This is a genomic window from Niameybacter sp., from assembly GCF_036655075.1.
Classification (GTDB): Bacteria; Bacillota; Clostridia; order Lachnospirales; family Cellulosilyticaceae; genus Holtiella.
On record NZ_JAVVQU010000052.1, the window covers coordinates 1 to 17331 of the forward strand.

A 17331-nucleotide genomic window follows, 5' to 3' on the forward strand; every position below is an offset into this window, starting at 1 on the left:
ACTTAGGATCTAGCGCCATTGGCGTGGGGGTTCGACTCCCTTCACCCGCATTTTTAAAATTCAATAAATAACGCATTAACATGCGGGTGTAGTTCAATGGTAGAACACCAGCCTTCCAAGCTGGCCACGTGGGTTCGATTCCCATCACCCGCTTTATGTATCCATAGCTCAGCTGGATAGAGCAACGCCCTTCTAAGGCGTGGGTCCGGGGTTCGAATCCCTGTGGATACGCTGTATAGGGTTATCGCCAAGCGGTAAGGCACAGGATTTTGATTCCTGCATTCGAAGGTTCGAATCCTTCTAGCCCTGTATTAAAAAAATAGACTACTTCGGGAGTCTATTTTTTTTTATCCTCTTGAATTTTTGGAATTTATATGATAAAATTATAAAAGTTAAACATATTGGGTTGTCGCCAAGCGGTAAGGCACAGGATTCTGACTCCTGCATCCGAAGGTTCGAATCCTTCCAGCCCAGTTAAAGTATTAGGAATAAAGGTTTTTAAAGAAAAAGGTCACTTTTAAGAGACAGGATTTTTTATCAGTTTTATACGAATCTTGTATTAAAAAAAAGGGGCTTTTTTTATGGTAATAACAAGTCACAGAGTTGAAAGTATAAGATTTTTAGAAGGTGAAAGCCTTGATTTTTGTAATAGTAGGCTTAGAATGGGGATATAGTGAAAAAAGATTAAATTATTCAAGCCTGTACTAGCTAAGGTGAGGGAGAGTAAAGGGTGCTATTCGGAGGAGATAGTAAATATATTGGTGAAATATATAGATAAAATTTTTCTGTAAATCGACCTATAATATGTTAATATAAAACATATAACTATAGTTATTACTTGATGATTGTTATAGTTACTAAAATATTTAATTTAAGTACTGTAAAGTATAATGGTAATAAGCATAATAGCATAAGGAGGACAACAATGGGCGATTTATTAGAAAAAGGTGCAGTACTTCAACGTGATAAGGAGACTTATGCAATAGCACCCCATTTGACAGGGGGACTTGTAACCCCGGAGCAATTAAGAAAGATTGCAGATGTGGCAGAAAAATATGGAGCTGCAGCACTTAAGGTGACGGCGGCACAGCGTATTGCACTAGTAGGTATTAAAGAAAATGACTTAGATGCAGTATGGGAAGATTTAGGTATGAAGCCAGGTGCGGCTATCGGATTATGTGTTCGCAGTGTTAAAATATGTCCAGGAACTACTTTTTGTAAAAAAGGGTTAAATGATTCTGTAGGCGTAGGCGCAAAACTAGATGGGCTTTACCACGGACAAAATTTACCAAACAAACTTAAAATAGGTGTAAGTGGATGTCCTCATAGCTGTTCAGATAGTCATACAAGAGATATCGGACTCATTGGTGTGACTAAAGGGTGGCGTGTCTATGTAGGTGGTAAAGGCGGGGCAAGGCCAAGACTTGGAGATTTGTTTGTGCCTCTTATAGAAGAAGAAAAGTTATTCTCACTTGTTGAAAAGATTGTAGACGTGTACGCTCAAAATGGGCAAGGTCATGAACGTCTTGGAGATTATATTGACCGAGTAGGTTTAGAAGTATTTAAGGAACAAGTTGGTGTGTAACCAATTGGGATAAAGATAGAGAAGGAGTACAGCAATAGGTGAAAGCCTTTGTAGTACTCCTTCTCTATTTTTTGGGATTATTACTTATTATCTTTAACTTCTATTTAGGGTTTAATCGTTAGAATATAGATTTACTGCCCAATACAGTGGGATATATTTTGATAGGCATAGCCTTTCAAGCGTTAGCGGTTAAAGAAGCTAAATTTGAAAAAGGGCTATGGTGTGTAGGTATAAGTTTAATTTTGCATGTGGTACAGTTGTGTATAGGTTCACAAACAGAGCATATAGGTTTGTTGAGTATGGCTATTGTACAAATTGTATTCTTATGCATTTTAAATCGTATGAAAAAAGAGATTGATAAATAATGCCCATAAATCCTAATAGAAGTAAGCCAAGTATGACATAACTAAAGAGAATAAGACTGCTTGAAGATAAGCTATTTTGCATAACTTCTTGATATTTATATAGCATTAATTAGAGCATAGTTCAAAGTGTTTGATTATTCTTGTGATCGTAAAAATATAAGATTACTTTAAATAACTTCAGGGGCTTAAATAGTTGTTAGAAATCCTAAAGATATAAGGTGCCTCTATCAGAACAATAGGAGATAAAAAATAAGTGTAAATGTTGCCACATAGAGTGGATTAACATTTACACTTATACTGAAATAAGGCTCTGTTACACATCAGGTGTATAGAGCTTTTTTAGTTAACTTGGCATACCATATACTGAAAGATAATTGTTTTTATAACGATTGTCATGAGTGATATCAGCTCCAAACCAGTCAGGTGGAGTAAAATTAGAGGCATCCATTGGAGAAGGGAATTCCACTTCTACGGTAAGTAAGCCTTCTAAACGTCCGGCGTAAATATCAAGTTCAGCAGTGAGGTCACCTTCAAGAGGGATAAAGTAGCGTATTTTTTCCACTGGAGGGTTGTCTACTTTATTCCAAAGTGCATCGCATTGCTCCTTGGTGATGCCGAGTTCAAATTCTTCGCGAATCATATGACCTTGAGATTTAAGACATACACAACAGGTGTCATTCATCTGTCTAATTCTAATAACGGGGTCTGTAGAAATATAACCTTGCTTGATTCTTTTTCTAGGATATAACTTGAGGTCGGGAAGTTCTTTAATTAAAAATTTGCGTTCAATCTCCATAACGACTACCTCCTCTTTTATACTTCTTGTCTTTATTGTAGCATAAAATATGGTGTAAAAATAGATTGAAAAATAGATAGATTTTATAAGATAATTATAGTATTTTATACTACATGTATCGTTGTGGTACAGGGGTAAATGTGATAAGATAAGGAATAGAGATAGAATCTACTAAAAGAGGTGACATAAATGAAAGTTGTTGTATTTTTTGCTACAGGATATGAGGAAGTTGAAGCACTTAGTGTAGTAGACGTGTTAAGAAGAGGTGGCGTAGAAGTCATTATGGCAGGTGTTGACGGGGATGTTGTAGCAAGTGCACGTCAAATTAAAATTCAAATGGATCAAAAAGCTGAAGATATAAACTACGATGAAATAGATATGGTTGTATTACCAGGAGGCCTTCCAGGTGTAGATAACCTTTATGCAAGTGAACTTGTAAAAAATAAAGTTTTAGAATTTAAAGCAGCCAATAAATGGATTGGGGCAATTTGTGCAGGACCAAGTGTACTTGGTAAATTTGGTGTACTAGAAGGAGAAAACGCAACTTGTTACCCTGGATTTGAACAATACTTACATGGAGCAACACATGTTGAAGACCGTACAGTAGTAAGCAATAAGATTGTAACAGGTAAAGGTGCTGGTGCATCTTTCGAATTTGCACTTCAAATCTTAGAAATTGCTGCAGGTAAAGAAAAAGCAGAACAAATCAAAAATGCAATGATTATTCTTTAAGAATAAAATTGTTAAAATCTGGATAGATTATAAGACAAGGGCTGTTACAGCAACGCTGTAACAGCCCTTGAAAATTCATACCATCACTTAGTCTGACTACCTAAAACAAGAATTGTGGTTGGAATATGACCAAATACATCCATTATTTCATCTGGAGCTATGTAGCATTTACCTAGCGTACTAAATGCTGCTTGAACTTTAGTTAAGTTAAGTTCATAAATATAAGCAATCATTTCAGGTGTATAAGTTTGGGAGAACGTATACTTCCATTGGCGCTTTATAAGCCTACATATATAACTTGAAGCATGAGAAACAATTGTAAAAAAGTCAACAAGTGTTATATGAGTAATCCTATGCTCCTCCATTAAATCCGTTACTTCCTGTGTGGGCATACCTAAGATAAGAGCAACCTCTATAGGGTTATACGGCGCATCATTGCTCTTTAAGAACAGATCAATACCCATAAGCTTGGGGGAGATATTTTGCATATAAATTTGTTTAAAGCTAACATCCATAAAGGTTATCCTTTCTATGAATACGTACAAAACATCACATAAATTGATTATAAATGAATTTATAGGCACATACTATATGTAATACTTGGAACTTTATTATGGCGTTATCTAATAAAATTTTACAAATCAGGAATACAAGTAGATTTTGGGAAGTTTCTATGCTATAATAATTGAATGTTAATTTATAATGCAATATTTACGCTTAAACATAACGAATTTTAAAATCCAAGGAGGATCATTTGAATGAATACAGAAGTAAAAGTACTAGAAAATAGCATCGTAGCACTTACAGTAGAGGTTGGCCAAGAGGTTGTAGCTGCAGCGGTAAACAAAGCATACAACGAAATGAAAAAAGATTTCAACATGCCAGGTTTCCGTAAAGGTAAAGTACCTAAAGCTATGGTTGAAAAAATGTATGGTCCAGAAGTATTCTTTAACAAAGCAGCAGATATCATCATTGATGATACATTAGGAAAAGCTGTAGAAGAAAATAAAATTGCTATGGCAGCACGCCTTCGTCAAGGAGATGTAGAAGTAGCTGAAATGTCAAAAGAAGGCATGAAATATATTGCACACATCACAGTTAGACCAGAAGTGGAACTTGGTGAATACAAAAACCTTACAGTAGAAGTTGCAAAAGTTGAAGTTAGCGATGAAGATGTAGATATGGCAATCAACGCTGAAGCAGAAAAAAATGCGCGTGAAATTACAGTAGCTGATCGTGCTGTACAACCACAAGACAAAGTTGTTGTTGACTTTGAAGGATTTGTAGATGGTGAAGCATTCGAAGGTGGTAAAGGTGAAGATTACACATTAGTAATTGGTTCAAAAACATTTATCGACAACTTCGAAGACCAATTAATCGGAGCTGAAATCGGTAAAGAAGTAGAAGTAAACGTTACATTCCCAGCTGAATACCACTCAGCAGAATTAGCAGGTAAACCAGCTATGTTCAAAGTAACAGTTAAAGAAATCAAAGTTAAAGAACTTCCAGCAATTAATGATGATTTTGCAGCAGACGTTTCAGAATTTGAAACATTAGCTGATTACAAAGCAGATATCAAAGCAAAACTTACAACAGAAAAAGAAACAAGCTACACATCAGAAGTAGAAAACCAAGCTATCCAACAAGCTGTAGACAATGCACAACTTACAGTTCCAAACAACATGATCGAAGATCAAGTGGATAGAAGCATTAAAGAATTCGAAATGCGTATGAAACAACAAGGTCTTGAACTTGCTCAATACTTACAATTCACAGGTATGGACATGGACAAATTCCGTGAAAACTTCAGAAAAGATGCTGAGTTCCAATTACGTTCAAGAGAAGTTTTAGAAAAAATCGTTGCAGTTGAAAACATTGAAGTAACAGAAGAAGAAGTTCTTGCAGAAGTTGAAAAACTTGCAGCGCGTTACAAAATGGAAGTAGAAGAACTTAAAAAATCATTTGGTGCTTACGAAAGAGAAATGTTAAGCTCAGACCTTAGAGTACAAAAAGCAGCTGAACTTATCACTTCAACAGCAAAAGTAGAAACAAAATAATTTATATAAAATACTGTATAAAAGAACAAAATAGAAAGCGTTGGGAGGGTGAAAAATGAGCTTAGTTCCAGTTGTTGTAGAACAAACCAATAGAGGCGAACGTTCATACGATATTTATTCACGTCTATTAAAAGATAGAATTATCATCTTAGGGGACGAGGTAAACCAAGTTACAGCAAGTTTAGTTGTTGCACAGCTTTTATTCTTAGAAGCGGATGACCCTGATAAAGATATTATGCTTTATATCAATAGTCCAGGTGGTGTAATCACAGATGGTATGGCTATTTATGATACAATGCAATACATTAAGTGTGATGTATCGACAATCTGTATAGGAATGGCAGCAAGTATGGGGTCATTCTTACTTGCAGGAGGAGCTCGCGGCAAACGATTTGCTCTTCCAAATGCAGAAATTATGATTCACCAACCACTTGGTGGGGCTAAAGGGCAAGCAACAGATATTGAAATTCAAGCTAACCATATTATTAGAACTAAGGCTAAATTGAATGAAATGCTTGCACAAAATACAGGTCAACCTCTTGAGAAGATTAAAGCAGATGTAGAAAGAGATTACTTCATGAATGCTGAAGAAGCAAAGGTTTATGGTCTTATTGATGAAGTAATTCGTGCAAAAAAATAATTAGAAAAGAGGTGGAGCATGCCAAATAAATTTGATGACACAAAACAGCTTAGATGTTCATTCTGTGGAAAAAGCCAAGATCAAGTAAGAAGATTAATTGCTGGTCCACAAGTTTATATTTGCGATGAGTGTATTGAACTTTGCTCCGAGATTATAGAAGAAGAATTTGAAGGTGATGAAGAAACTGCGGGTATGGTAGATATGCCTACACCTAAAGAAATTAAAACACATCTTGACCAATATGTTATTGGCCAAGATGATGCTAAAAAAGCTTTAGCAGTTGCAGTTTATAACCACTATAAACGTATCAATTCTCCTTCCCACAAAGACGATGATGTTGAAATCCAAAAAAGTAATATTTTACTTTTAGGACCAACAGGTTCAGGTAAAACATTCCTCGCTCAGACACTTGCAAAAATGCTAAACGTACCATTTGCTATTGCTGATGCAACTGCACTTACAGAAGCAGGCTACGTAGGTGAAGATGTGGAAAACATCTTACTCAAAATTATTCAAGCAGCTAATTACGATGTAGAAAAAGCTCAAATGGGTATTATCTATATCGATGAAATTGATAAGATTGCTAGAAAATCAGAGAACCCATCTATTACACGTGATGTAAGTGGTGAAGGTGTACAACAAGCCCTTCTTAAAATTTTAGAAGGTACTGTTGCTTCTGTTCCACCACAAGGTGGCAGAAAACACCCACATCAAGAATTTATCCAAATCGATACTACAAATATCTTATTTATTTGTGGTGGTGCTTTTGATGGCGTCGATAAGATTATCGAAAATCGTATTGGACATAAAACAATGGGATTTGGTGCAAGCATCGTAAGTAAAAAAGAAAAGAGTGTAGGTCAACTTCTTAAATCATTAGAGCCACAAGACCTTCTTAAATTTGGACTTATTCCAGAATTCGTAGGTCGTATTCCTTCTATCGTATCACTTGATAGCTTAGATAAGGAAGCGCTTCAATTAATTTTAAGTAAACCTAAAAATGCTCTTATCAAACAATATCAAAAACTGTTCAACTATGACCATATTGAACTTGATTTCACACAAGATGCATTAGAAGCAGTAGCAAATCTTGCTATTGAACGTCAAACAGGTGCACGTGGATTACGCGCAATCTTGGAAGATGTAATGCGTGAAGTGATGTATGAAGTACCTTCTGTAGCAGAAAATGTAGAGAAGGTTATCATTGGTGCAGAAACAGTTAAAGATAAAGCTGATCCAGAGATTGTTTACAAAGATGCAACGAAAGCGTCTAAGAAAAAACCATTAAAATCTGATGGAGAATCAGCATAAAAAATATGCAAGGCAGCATTGCCTTGCATATTTTTTTTTACCTCCGGCAATAATCTAAAAAACAGATTTGCAAGGAGGATTTTAGAAAATGAATGGAATTTTGATAGGGGTACAGTTCTTTTTTTCCTGTGTTATAGGGTTGTACTTTTTGATGCAACTTAAAAATACAAAGCAAAATAAAACCAATATTTGCAAGGATTCAGAAGAAAAGTATGAGAAGATGCAAAAGCTTAGATATATTCATCTGTCAGAGCCACTTACGGAGAAGCTTCGTCCTAAGGAAGAGCGTGATATTATTGGACAAGAAGAGGGGATACGTGCTCTTAAGACAGCGTTATGCAGCCCTAATCCTCAACATATTTTAATCTATGGAAGTCCGGGTGTAGGGAAGACAGCAGCAGCTCGTATTGCCTTAGAGATGGCTAAACAATGTGAACTTTCACCATTCACATCTAAGAGTAAATTTGTAGAAATTGATGCTACGACTTTGCGTTTTGATGAAAGGAGTGTTGCGGACCCTTTGATGGGCTCTGTTCATGACCCTATTTATCAAGGAGCAGGGGCATATGGACAAGCTGGTGTACCACAACCTAAACCAGGTGCAGTCACTAAAGCTCATGGAGGTGTATTATTTATCGATGAGATTGGAGAGCTACACCCTATTCAGATGAATAAGCTACTCAAAGTACTAGAAGATCGTAAAGTCTACTTAGAAAGTGCTTATTATAGTGCTTATGATGAAAATACGCCAGCCTATGTTCATGATGTTTTCAAAAATGGTCTGCCAGCAGACTTTAGACTTATTGGTGCAACAACTAGATCTAGAGAAGAAATTCCATCTGCCCTTAGGTCTAGATGTGTAGAGATTTTCTTTAAAGACTTAGATGAAGAAGAAATCTTGAAAATTATTGACCGAGTTGTAGAAAAGGAACATTTACCTATTCAAGATGAGGCTAAAGAAATGATTACGCAGTATGCCACTAATGGGCGTGATGCTGTAAGTATTTTGCAAACAGCATATAATAAAATGCTCTATGAGCACACGACAGATATTGAAAAAGGAGATGTTGAGTGGATTGTTAAATCAGGAGGTTACACTAGAGCACTTCACAAAAAGCTGAATACAGGCTATTATATAGGTAAGGTTAACGGCCTAGGTGTAATGGGGCACTCAAGTGGTATGGTTTTAGAAGTAGAATCCATTGCTAAGAAAGTAGGAAGTGGCAAAGGTAGATGTAATATTACAGGTGTTATTGAAGAAGAAGAGTTAAAGATGAATAGTAGTAAGGCAAAGCGCAAGAGTATGGCATACAGTTCACTTGAAAATGTATTAACTTTGCTCAAAGTTCAGTATAATGTAGAGTATGAGGACTACTATATTCATATTAACTTTCCATCAGGCATTCCTGTAGATGGTCCATCAGCAGGGATTACTATGTTCTGTAGCCTATACTCAGCCCTCTTTGAAGAACCTATGCCAGGCAATATTGCTATGACTGGTGAAGTCACTATCAATGGAGAAGTATACCCTGTGGGAGGCGTCAGCGAAAAGATTAGAGCAGCTCAAAAAGCAGGTGCTAAAGCGGTTATTATACCAAAAGCCAATATGCAAGATAATTATCTTAAAGAAGATATAGAAGTTATCCCAGTAGAAAAAGTAGAGGAAGTCATCCAATATCTTTGGGAGATGCCAGTTACCAAAAAAGCAGAAAATATGTTACATGCATAAGATGGACTATTTATTCCAAGAGTCAACCTCATTTACTTCTTAAGTACAATACAATTATTCCGATAAGGGCTGCTACTCACAGCCCCTATTAGAATGTAATTTATATATCCATCATTAAATAGACAGAAAGGAAACTAAAATGACAGAAGAAAGAAAACACTTGCCTTTAATCCCTCTTAAAGGGTTAACTATATTTCCAAATATGATTATTCATTTTGATGTAGGGAGAGAAAAATCTGTAAAAGCTATTGAAGCAGCAATGCTTCAGGATGAGGAACTTTTACTCGTCACACAAAAAGATACTAAACTAGATGAGCCTGGTAGTACTGACTTATACGAAATTGGAACAATTGTAAAAGTTAAACAAATTGTAAAGTTGAAACCACCAGTTATTAAGGTACTCGTAGAAGGTATAAAGCGTGCACGCTTGCTAGAAATTACTTCTAAAGATTATATGGAAGGTTACATAGAAGAAATTCCAGAAGAAGGTGTTGAGCTTACGGTAGAAAATGAAGCACTTATGCGTACAGTAGGCGAACTTTTTGAGACTTATGCTTCTTTAAATACAAAGCTTTCAATGGATATGGTATATAGCATATTAGGATCTAACTCACCTATGGAAGTTATGGACTTAATTATTGCCAATATGCCTTTAGAAGTAGCTAAAAAGCAGGCAATCTTAGCGTGTTTAGATGCCTCAAGCCGTATGTACAAGGTGATTGAGCTCCTTCAAGAAGAAATAGAAGTGCTTAAAATTCAAAAGCAAATTTATAATAAAGTTAAAGATAATATTGATCAGACACAAAAAGAATACTTTTTACGTGAGCAACTGAAAGTGATTCAAGAAGAGCTAGGGGATAAAGATGGCCTTACAGCAGATATTGATAACTATAAGAAAAAGATGGATGCCCATAAGATGCCTCAAGAAGTCAAAAATAAGATAGAAAAAGAAATAAACCGATTGATGAAAGTGCCAAGTAGTTCACCTGAAACAAGCATGTTAAGAAGCTATATTGAAGCTGTTCTGGATTTGCCATGGGAGTTGTCTACACCAGAAATAGAGGATTTGAATGTGGCAGAGGACGTATTAGAACGCGATCATTATGGACTTTCACAAGTAAAAGAGCGTATACTAGACTTCTTGGCTGTAAAGAATTTTTCAAAACAAGCGGAAGCACCTATTTTATGTTTAGTAGGACCTCCTGGGGTAGGAAAGACATCTATTGCTAAATCTATTGCAGAAGCTACAGGAAGAAACTATGTGCGTATTTCTTTGGGTGGTATAAGGGATGAAGCTGAGATTAGAGGGCATAGAAGAACTTATGTAGGGGCCATGCCAGGACGCTTTGCTACAGCACTTACTCAAGCAGGATCTAACAATCCACTTATGCTTTTAGATGAGATTGATAAAATGATGGGAGACTTTAGAGGGGACCCAGCAGCAGCCCTTCTCGAAATTTTAGATAGTGCCCAGAATCATAGCTTTAGAGATCATTACTTAGAAGTACCTGTGGATTTAAGTAAAGTATTGTTTGTAGCAACAGCTAATTCACTTTCTACTATACCACGTCCATTACTGGACCGTATGGAAGTGATAGAAGTGAGCAGTTATACTGCACTTGAAAAACTTCAAATTGCAGAACGCTATTTAATTCCAAAAGAGCTTAAAAAACATGGTCTGAACAAGAAAAGTTTAAAAATCTCTGAAGAAGCGCTTAAATTTGTTGTTGAACATTATACAAGAGAAGCTGGTGTACGTAACTTAGAACGTCAAATTGGTACACTTTGTCGTAAGGCAACACGTGAGATGGCTACAGAAAATAAAAAGTCTGTGACTATGAATCCGAAAAAAGTGCAAAACTATTTAGGAGCACCAAAAGTGACTTATGAAGAAAAAAATAGAAAACCTCAAGTAGGTGTAGTGAGAGGTTTAGCTTGGACAGCAGTAGGTGGGGACACACTGTCTATTGAAGTCAATGTGATGGATGGCAAAGGCAGTTTTGAACTCACGGGAAATATGGGAAATGTGATGAAAGAATCCGCTAGAGCTGCTATGAGTTTTATTCGATCTAAGCGAGAAATATTAGGACTTAAAAAAGATTTTTATCAAGGCATTGATATTCATATTCATATACCAGAAGGAGCAGTACCCAAAGATGGCCCTTCAGCAGGGATAACAATGGCAACAGCTATTATTTCTGCACTGACGCAAAAGGCAGTGCGCAATGATATTGCTATGACAGGAGAAATTACCATTCGTGGACGTGTGCTAGCTATAGGTGGACTAAAAGAAAAGATATTGGCTGCTAAGCGTGCAGGAATTTTTGAAGTCATAGTACCGCAAGAAAATCAAAAAAATATATTAGAAATAGATGCAGATGTGTTAGAAGGCATGAAAGTTATTTATGCTGAAACAATGGACGATGTCCTTTTACATGTCTTTGCATAATATTAGGAGGAACACATGAACGTAACAAAAGCAGAACTTATTATAACAGCAGGGAACAAATCACAGTTTCCGGAGATGAACATGCCAGAAGTAGCTTTTGCAGGTAAATCAAACGTAGGGAAGTCATCACTTCTTAACTGCCTTGTGAACCGTAAGGCATTGGCTAGAACAAGCTCACAACCAGGTAAAACACAAACAATTAACTTCTATGCTGTACAAGATCAAATTCGTTTCGTAGATTTACCAGGGTATGGCTATGCGAAGGTGTCTAAGACATCACGTGAAAAATGGGGTAAATTAATAGAAGATTACCTTTGTAACAGAGAAAATTTGAAAGAAGTTATTCTTCTTATTGATATCCGTCATGAAGTGGGTAAAAATGATAAGATGATGTATGACTGGGTAGCGCATTACTATGAGCGTGTAAATGTTATTGCAACTAAGGCAGATAAATTAAATCGTAGCCAAGTTCAAAAACATATGGCTATGGTCAAAAAAGGATTAGGCCTTCGTCCAACAGATAGAATTATGGCCTTTTCATCTGTGACTAAACAAGGCAAAGATGAGATTTGGAATATGTTAGATGGTGTTATTGTAGATTACAACAATGAACAAGCTGAGATACTTGAACAAGTTGAAGCCGTTGCACAAGCGGAAGAAATGGTATCAGTAGAAGATTAAGAAAAAGGGAGTGAAAGGAATACTTTCACTCCCTTTTATTGGAAAAAAATATTGAAAGAATATTTGAAAAATGTTAAAATGGAAAGAGATAGAGAGGTGCATTCGATGAAAGAAATATCAAAATGCTATTATTTTAAAAATGGTCGTTTAGATTTATCTGTATTAGAAGAAACATCTAGAATGAACAAAGAAAACATAAGTGGAGAAAAAATGCTGGATCAAGAGGATAGTAATATAGATTTTCCTATATTAAGACAAGCTAATATCTATATGGATGAGACTATTGCCAATATATTTGGAGAGATGAGTGACTATTTTAATGAAGAGGAAAAAAGTTGATAAGATGACTTGACTCTAGTGGATATATGTGATAAGATATTCCTTGTCGGAAGGTACTATATAGTACATTAATAAAGTATATGCGTGAGTGGCTCAGGGGTAGAGCATCTCCTTGCCAAGGAGAGGGTCGCGGGTTCGAATCCCGTCTCGCGCTCTTATTTTCGGGGTGTAGCTCAGTTTGGCTAGAGCGCCTGATTTGGGTTCAGGAGGCCGCAGGTTCGAGTCCTGTCACCCCGATGATAATAAAAACGTCTAGACTTTATCTAGGCGTTTTTTTATTTCCCGAATTATAGATAGAATATTAGAAGTAAATTATGATTATGAATAAAGATAAAAACAGCCTCTAGACAAATAACTAGAGGCTGTTTTTATTGAGATATTATTTCTAAAATTTCACTATATAATTTATCAGAGTTATTTTTCCATTTTTCACAAAGGGTAATAGCTTGTTTTTTAGAAGCCACATTAACAGAAAGATTGATAAGTATTGAATCATGTTCTGTAACTTTACAATTTACCATGTATTCATGTGCTTTCGTTGGAATATATTCAGCTGTTACATCTCTTTGAGTCCTAAGCTTTCTCCAATTGCTTGAAATAAAAGTATCAAGTTCTGAACGAATAGAATTTGGAATTCTAGATGCAAAAAACTCTAATGTTTGAAGTCCCTTTTCAGAAATGTCAAAGTAAGAAGCGTTATTTTGTGATGATTTTAAAATAAGGTCTGATACAACAAGTTCGTTGAGAGACTGTTGCATGGAAAAATAATCCGTATAGCCTCTTTCTAAAACGATTTGCGTGATTTGGGAAAGAGTAAGAGGCATTTTAACTTCAGATAAAAGATAGAGCACAGTAAGCTTATTGATCGTAAAATCTTCGTTTGTATTAAACATAGGCTACCTCCTCACGCTTTTTAATATATATTGTATATTAAAGTTACGAAAAATACAATATGTGTTTTATTTGCCACCTTGATAGATGTCATGCTCTTTTAAATATTTATGAATGTGGTTTAGAACGAGCGTCTTACGCACTGTCCATAAAGGTGCTATAAGGTGGGTACGGTCTCCGTCTCCTGTAAGTCGGTGGATGACAAAATGAGGGGGGAGAATTTTAAGCACTTCTCCTACGATTTCTACATATTCATCTTCAGATAAAAGGGAAAAAGGTTCTTTTGTATAGAGCTTACCAAGAGGTGCGTTATCCACAACGTGAAGCATATGCATTTTAACACCTTGTAGTGGAAGTTTTGAGATGTAAGAGGCTGTTGCTAAAATATCTTCACGACTTTCATAAGGGAGTCCAATAATCATATGCGCAACAACTTCGATGCCTAAGTGGTGAAGTTTGTATACCGCTTCTTCAAAACAAGCTAAATCATGTCCACGATTAATAAATTTACTTGTTGTAGGATGAATGGTTTGAAGGCCTAACTCTACCCACAAATGGGTGCGTTGATTAAGTGTAGATAAATACTCAAGGACATCATCTTCTAAACAGTCAGGACGCGTGGCAATGGCGAGCCCGACTACACCTGGAAAACTCAGTGCTTCTTCGTACTGTTTTTGTAGGATATCTAAAGATGCATATGTACTAGAGTAAGCTTGAAAGTAAGGCATATATTTTTTTACATTTGGCCATTTATTGGATAAAAGTTCAATGTTATCTTGCATTTGTTCAGTAATAGATTTGGTAGAAGAACTTGTAAAGTCACCACTTCCACGGCTACTACAAAAGATACATCCACCAGAAGCAACTTTTCCATCTCGGTTAGGGCAAGTGTAGCCTCCATCTAGAGAGAGTTTCATTACTTTTTCTTGGTGGCGTTCCTTAAGGAAATCGTTTAAACTATAAAATCTTGAAGCATTTGACATGAAAAAATCCTTTCTGAGTATAATAAAAAACAAGGCATGGCCTTGTTTTTTATTATACCTTTTATTTAATAACTAGCAAGGCTCGTTTCTTCTTTGTGTAGACGAATTTCTTCACAAGTTGAAAGTAAGGAAGTCCATTGATCATTTGTTGTCATTGTACGTGCAATATTAATGAAATCTTTACGAAGCTTTTGGGTATAATCTTTTTTTATTTCGGCAATTTCATTGTCATCATGAGCTTTAGACATAGCGGTTAAGAAATGAGCTGCACGTTCAGAAGATACAAAAGGAAGATAAGGTTGAAGATAATCCAATTCTTTTTGTAATGCATCATATTGTTCTTTGAATGGATTGCTTTCTACAGTATCCATGTACGCATATAAAGATTCTAAGTTGAAAAAGCGTATGTTTTTTAATGAACTATAATCGAAATGTGCTAAAATATCACGGAATTGCTGAATGTGAGCTTCAAGTTCTTGTTTACTAAGTAGCTTTGACATTTTAAATCCCCCTTAATGTGAAAAATAAATAGAAAAAGTCGCTCTCTATCACTTATTATATCCAAAGTTATCAAAAAGGTGTCTGGTAAATTTACTTATACTTTTAGAAAGATTATAATGAATAGATAAACAAAAGAGCGGAGGATAAATATGAAAAAAAATAAAATTTTAATAGTAGATGATGAAGAACATATTTTAGAACTCATTGCCTATAATTTATCTCAAAATGGCTTTAAAGTTTTTACAGCAACCTGTATCCAAGAAGCAGACAAAATTTTAAGTGAAGTGACAGTAGATTTGACACTTCTAGATATTATGCTTCCTGATATGGATGGTATGACAGCGCTTAAAAAATACAGAAGTAATCCACGGACGCAGAATATGCCAATTATTATGATTACAGCTAAGGCAGAAGAAATTGATAAAATTATTGGATTAGAACTTGGTGCCGATGACTATATTACCAAGCCTTTTAGTGTAAGAGAGGTAGTAGCTCGTGCAAATGCAGTTATGCGAAGAAATCAGCGTTTGGAAAAGGGAAATCAAGAAGAAGATACAGAACTTCAGTTTAAAGGACTTAGATTAGATATAGATAGTCATAAGGTGCTTTACAAGGACAAAGTGTTTGAATTAACGCTTAAAGAGTTCGAGATTCTAAAGCTACTTATGCAAAATAAGGGGCGTGTTATGACGCGTGAAGTACTTCTAGACCGTATTTGGGGATATGAATACTATGGTGAGACAAGAACTGTGGATGTACATATTCGTTATTTGCGCTCTAAGCTAACGCAATATGGGTTAGAAGAGTGCATTGAGACAGTACGGGGTGTAGGATACCGATTTGCAAAGGAGTAGGGCATGAAGAAAAAAATTATTTTGCCTGTTATAGTGGTCATATGGGTATTAGCACTTATTTATATGAGCAGTTGTTATTTGGGCTACGAAGAATTAAGCTTGAGAGGATTGTTAAATACAGATACAGCTATAAGAATGGGCACCCAAATGATTTACAAAACGACGGGGATAACTATAATGGCTTCGATCATTATATACTGGATACTTAGAAAATTTATTCAGGACATCATTGTTCCAATGCAGAATATGACAGATGAAGCCAGTGCATTTGCTAAAGGAGAGTATGTCCATCAAGTAAAAAATTATAGTATGCCAGAAGTGCAGCAACTTGCAAGTGCTTTAGATGATATGGGAGAGCGTCTTCACAGAGCGATTAGAAAACTTCAATATCAAAAGACAAAGGCAGAGTCTATTGTAAGCAACTTAAATGAGGCGATTATCATTTTAGATGAAGAAGGCTATATTACAGAAGGTAATAAGCAGGTCAAATCTTTGATAGGTGGAGAGGCTATAAGAAATCAATCGGTGTTAACTTTGATGCGTGATCCAAAGGTTGTACCAGTGATTGAAAAAGCTATTCGAGGCGAGGGCTATGATTCTTGTGAGTTCTTAAAAAATGAGCAGATTTTGCATTTTAGAATAGGACCTATTAGTAAAGATGATAAAAATTATGGATTTATTATTTCTATTCGTGATATTACTCAGACAAGGCAGTTAGAGGCCATGCGTTATCAGTTTGTAAGTAATGTGTCTCATGAGTTGAAAACCCCTCTTACAAGTATACAAGGCTTTGCTGAAACGTTAAAAGGAGGGGCTATCGAGAATAAAGAAGTAGCTTTAAGATTTATTGATATTATTGATATTGAAGCGAAACGCTTATACCGTTTGATACAAGATATTTTATGTTTATCTGAAATTGAAAATATGGAGAACAATCAAGGTGGCATGGTTCACTTTACACCGCTTATAGAAGAAGTTTGTTCTATGTTAGGACAAGATGCTAGAGAAAAACAGGTTGTATTAAACTTTGAAGAGAAGGATGTACTTATACTTGAGCATGCAAGTACAGACTATATTAAACAAGTGATTATGAATATGGTAAGTAATGCAATTAAGTATACAGATAAAGGGCAAGTATCGATTTCTACTTATGTAGAAGAGGGGAAAAAAGTATTTTGTATAGAAGATACGGGTATTGGTATTCCACAAGATAGTTTACCACATATCTTTGAAAGATTTTATCGTGTAGATAAGAGTAGGTCAAGGAAGAGTGGTGGGACAGGTCTTGGTCTTTCTATTGTTAAGCATATTGTAGAGCTCTATAAAGGAACTATAGAAATTAAGAGTATGGAAAATGAGGGAAGTACCTTTAAAGTTATATTTCCTGAGTCCAATAAATAATATTTAGGCAAGTAAAT

The 17331-nt window shown here is 35.7% G+C and carries 17 protein-coding genes and 6 tRNA genes; 18 read left to right on the forward strand and 5 right to left on the reverse strand.

Annotation, left to right across the window (positions count from 1 at the left end):
- Positions 1 to 82 precede the first annotated feature (82 nt).
- From RRY75_RS12085 to RRY75_RS12110, 6 genes are all read left to right on the forward strand, one after another.
- Positions 83 to 153 (forward strand) — tRNA-Gly (locus RRY75_RS12085).
- Between the two features lie 4 nt (positions 154 to 157).
- Positions 158 to 231: transfer RNA gene (locus tag RRY75_RS12090), tRNA-Arg, on the forward strand.
- A gap of 6 nt (positions 232 to 237) precedes the next feature.
- Positions 238 to 309, forward strand: a tRNA-Gln gene (locus RRY75_RS12095).
- A 93-nt stretch (positions 310 to 402) separates the two neighbouring features.
- Positions 403 to 474 (forward strand) — tRNA-Gln (locus RRY75_RS12100).
- Between the two features lie 451 nt (positions 475 to 925).
- The gene (locus RRY75_RS12105) at positions 926 to 1585 is read left to right on the forward strand and encodes a hypothetical protein (RefSeq protein ID WP_332527859.1); all 660 of its coding nucleotides are present in this window, start codon (positions 926 to 928) and stop codon (positions 1583 to 1585) included.
- A 158-nt stretch (positions 1586 to 1743) separates the two neighbouring features.
- On the forward strand, positions 1744 to 1950 hold the full coding sequence (locus RRY75_RS12110; protein WP_332492886.1) for a hypothetical protein: 207 nt from the start codon (positions 1744 to 1746) through the stop codon (positions 1948 to 1950).
- 343 nt (positions 1951 to 2293) lie between these two features.
- Here RRY75_RS12110 and RRY75_RS12115 read toward each other — a convergent pair whose 3' ends face one another.
- Positions 2294 to 2746, reverse strand: a complete 453-nt coding sequence (locus tag RRY75_RS12115) for a CYTH domain-containing protein (RefSeq protein ID WP_332492888.1) — start codon at positions 2744 to 2746, stop codon at positions 2294 to 2296.
- A 189-nt stretch (positions 2747 to 2935) separates the two neighbouring features.
- On the opposite strand from RRY75_RS12115, the gene RRY75_RS12120 reads away from it, so the two are divergent.
- The gene (locus RRY75_RS12120; protein WP_332492890.1) at positions 2936 to 3478 is read left to right on the forward strand and encodes a DJ-1 family glyoxalase III; all 543 of its coding nucleotides are present in this window, start codon (positions 2936 to 2938) and stop codon (positions 3476 to 3478) included.
- Positions 3479 to 3561: 83 nt separating this feature from the next.
- Here the strand turns inward: RRY75_RS12120 and RRY75_RS12125 are convergent, their stop codons facing one another.
- On the reverse strand, positions 3562 to 3993 hold the full coding sequence (locus RRY75_RS12125; RefSeq protein WP_332492892.1) for a hypothetical protein: 432 nt from the start codon (positions 3991 to 3993) through the stop codon (positions 3562 to 3564).
- 243 nt (positions 3994 to 4236) lie between these two features.
- On the opposite strand from RRY75_RS12125, the gene tig reads away from it, so the two are divergent.
- The 9 genes from tig to RRY75_RS12170 all read left to right on the forward strand — a co-directional run bounded on the left by tig (position 4237) and on the right by RRY75_RS12170 (position 12921).
- The gene (gene tig, locus RRY75_RS12130) at positions 4237 to 5535 is read left to right on the forward strand and encodes a trigger factor (protein ID WP_332492894.1); all 1299 of its coding nucleotides are present in this window, start codon (positions 4237 to 4239) and stop codon (positions 5533 to 5535) included.
- 55 nt (positions 5536 to 5590) lie between these two features.
- A complete protein-coding gene (gene clpP / locus RRY75_RS12135; RefSeq protein WP_332492896.1) occupies positions 5591 to 6175 on the forward strand; it encodes an ATP-dependent Clp endopeptidase proteolytic subunit ClpP in 585 nt (194 codons plus the stop codon).
- 18 nt (positions 6176 to 6193) lie between these two features.
- Entirely contained in the window at positions 6194 to 7486 is a 1293-nt protein-coding gene (clpX, locus tag RRY75_RS12140; protein WP_332492898.1) for an ATP-dependent Clp protease ATP-binding subunit ClpX, read from the forward strand.
- Between the two features lie 88 nt (positions 7487 to 7574).
- Positions 7575 to 9215, forward strand: a complete 1641-nt coding sequence (gene lonB / locus RRY75_RS12145) for an ATP-dependent protease LonB (RefSeq protein WP_332492899.1) — start codon at positions 7575 to 7577, stop codon at positions 9213 to 9215.
- Between the two features lie 139 nt (positions 9216 to 9354).
- On the forward strand, positions 9355 to 11664 hold the full coding sequence (gene lon / locus RRY75_RS12150; RefSeq protein WP_332492901.1) for an endopeptidase La: 2310 nt from the start codon (positions 9355 to 9357) through the stop codon (positions 11662 to 11664).
- A 15-nt stretch (positions 11665 to 11679) separates the two neighbouring features.
- Positions 11680 to 12345 (forward strand): ribosome biogenesis GTP-binding protein YihA/YsxC, encoded by a 666-nt coding sequence (gene yihA, locus RRY75_RS12155; protein ID WP_332492903.1) that lies wholly within the window; start codon positions 11680 to 11682, stop codon positions 12343 to 12345.
- Positions 12346 to 12450: 105 nt separating this feature from the next.
- A complete protein-coding gene (locus tag RRY75_RS12160) occupies positions 12451 to 12684 on the forward strand; it encodes a hypothetical protein (RefSeq protein ID WP_332492905.1) in 234 nt (77 codons plus the stop codon).
- An 82-nt stretch (positions 12685 to 12766) separates the two neighbouring features.
- Positions 12767 to 12838, forward strand: a tRNA-Gly gene (locus tag RRY75_RS12165).
- An 8-nt stretch (positions 12839 to 12846) separates the two neighbouring features.
- A tRNA-Pro gene (locus RRY75_RS12170) sits at positions 12847 to 12921 on the forward strand.
- Positions 12922 to 13052: 131 nt separating this feature from the next.
- Here RRY75_RS12170 and RRY75_RS12175 read toward each other — a convergent pair.
- The 3 genes from RRY75_RS12175 to RRY75_RS12185 form a co-directional block, all read right to left on the reverse strand.
- The gene (locus tag RRY75_RS12175; protein ID WP_332492907.1) at positions 13053 to 13577 is read right to left on the reverse strand and encodes a DUF4364 family protein; all 525 of its coding nucleotides are present in this window, start codon (positions 13575 to 13577) and stop codon (positions 13053 to 13055) included.
- 66 nt (positions 13578 to 13643) lie between these two features.
- Entirely contained in the window at positions 13644 to 14558 is a 915-nt protein-coding gene (locus RRY75_RS12180) for a TIGR01212 family radical SAM protein (protein ID WP_332492909.1), read from the reverse strand.
- 65 nt (positions 14559 to 14623) lie between these two features.
- Positions 14624 to 15058: a hypothetical protein gene (locus tag RRY75_RS12185; protein WP_332492911.1), complete on the reverse strand. Its 435-nt coding sequence runs from the start codon at positions 15056 to 15058 to the stop codon at positions 14624 to 14626.
- A 150-nt stretch (positions 15059 to 15208) separates the two neighbouring features.
- On the opposite strand from RRY75_RS12185, the gene RRY75_RS12190 reads away from it, so the two are divergent.
- A complete protein-coding gene (locus RRY75_RS12190; RefSeq protein ID WP_332492913.1) occupies positions 15209 to 15913 on the forward strand; it encodes a response regulator transcription factor in 705 nt (234 codons plus the stop codon).
- A gap of 3 nt (positions 15914 to 15916) precedes the next feature.
- Positions 15917 to 17314 (forward strand): ATP-binding protein, encoded by a 1398-nt coding sequence (locus RRY75_RS12195; RefSeq protein WP_332492914.1) that lies wholly within the window; start codon positions 15917 to 15919, stop codon positions 17312 to 17314.
- Positions 17315 to 17331: the final 17 nt, after the last annotated feature.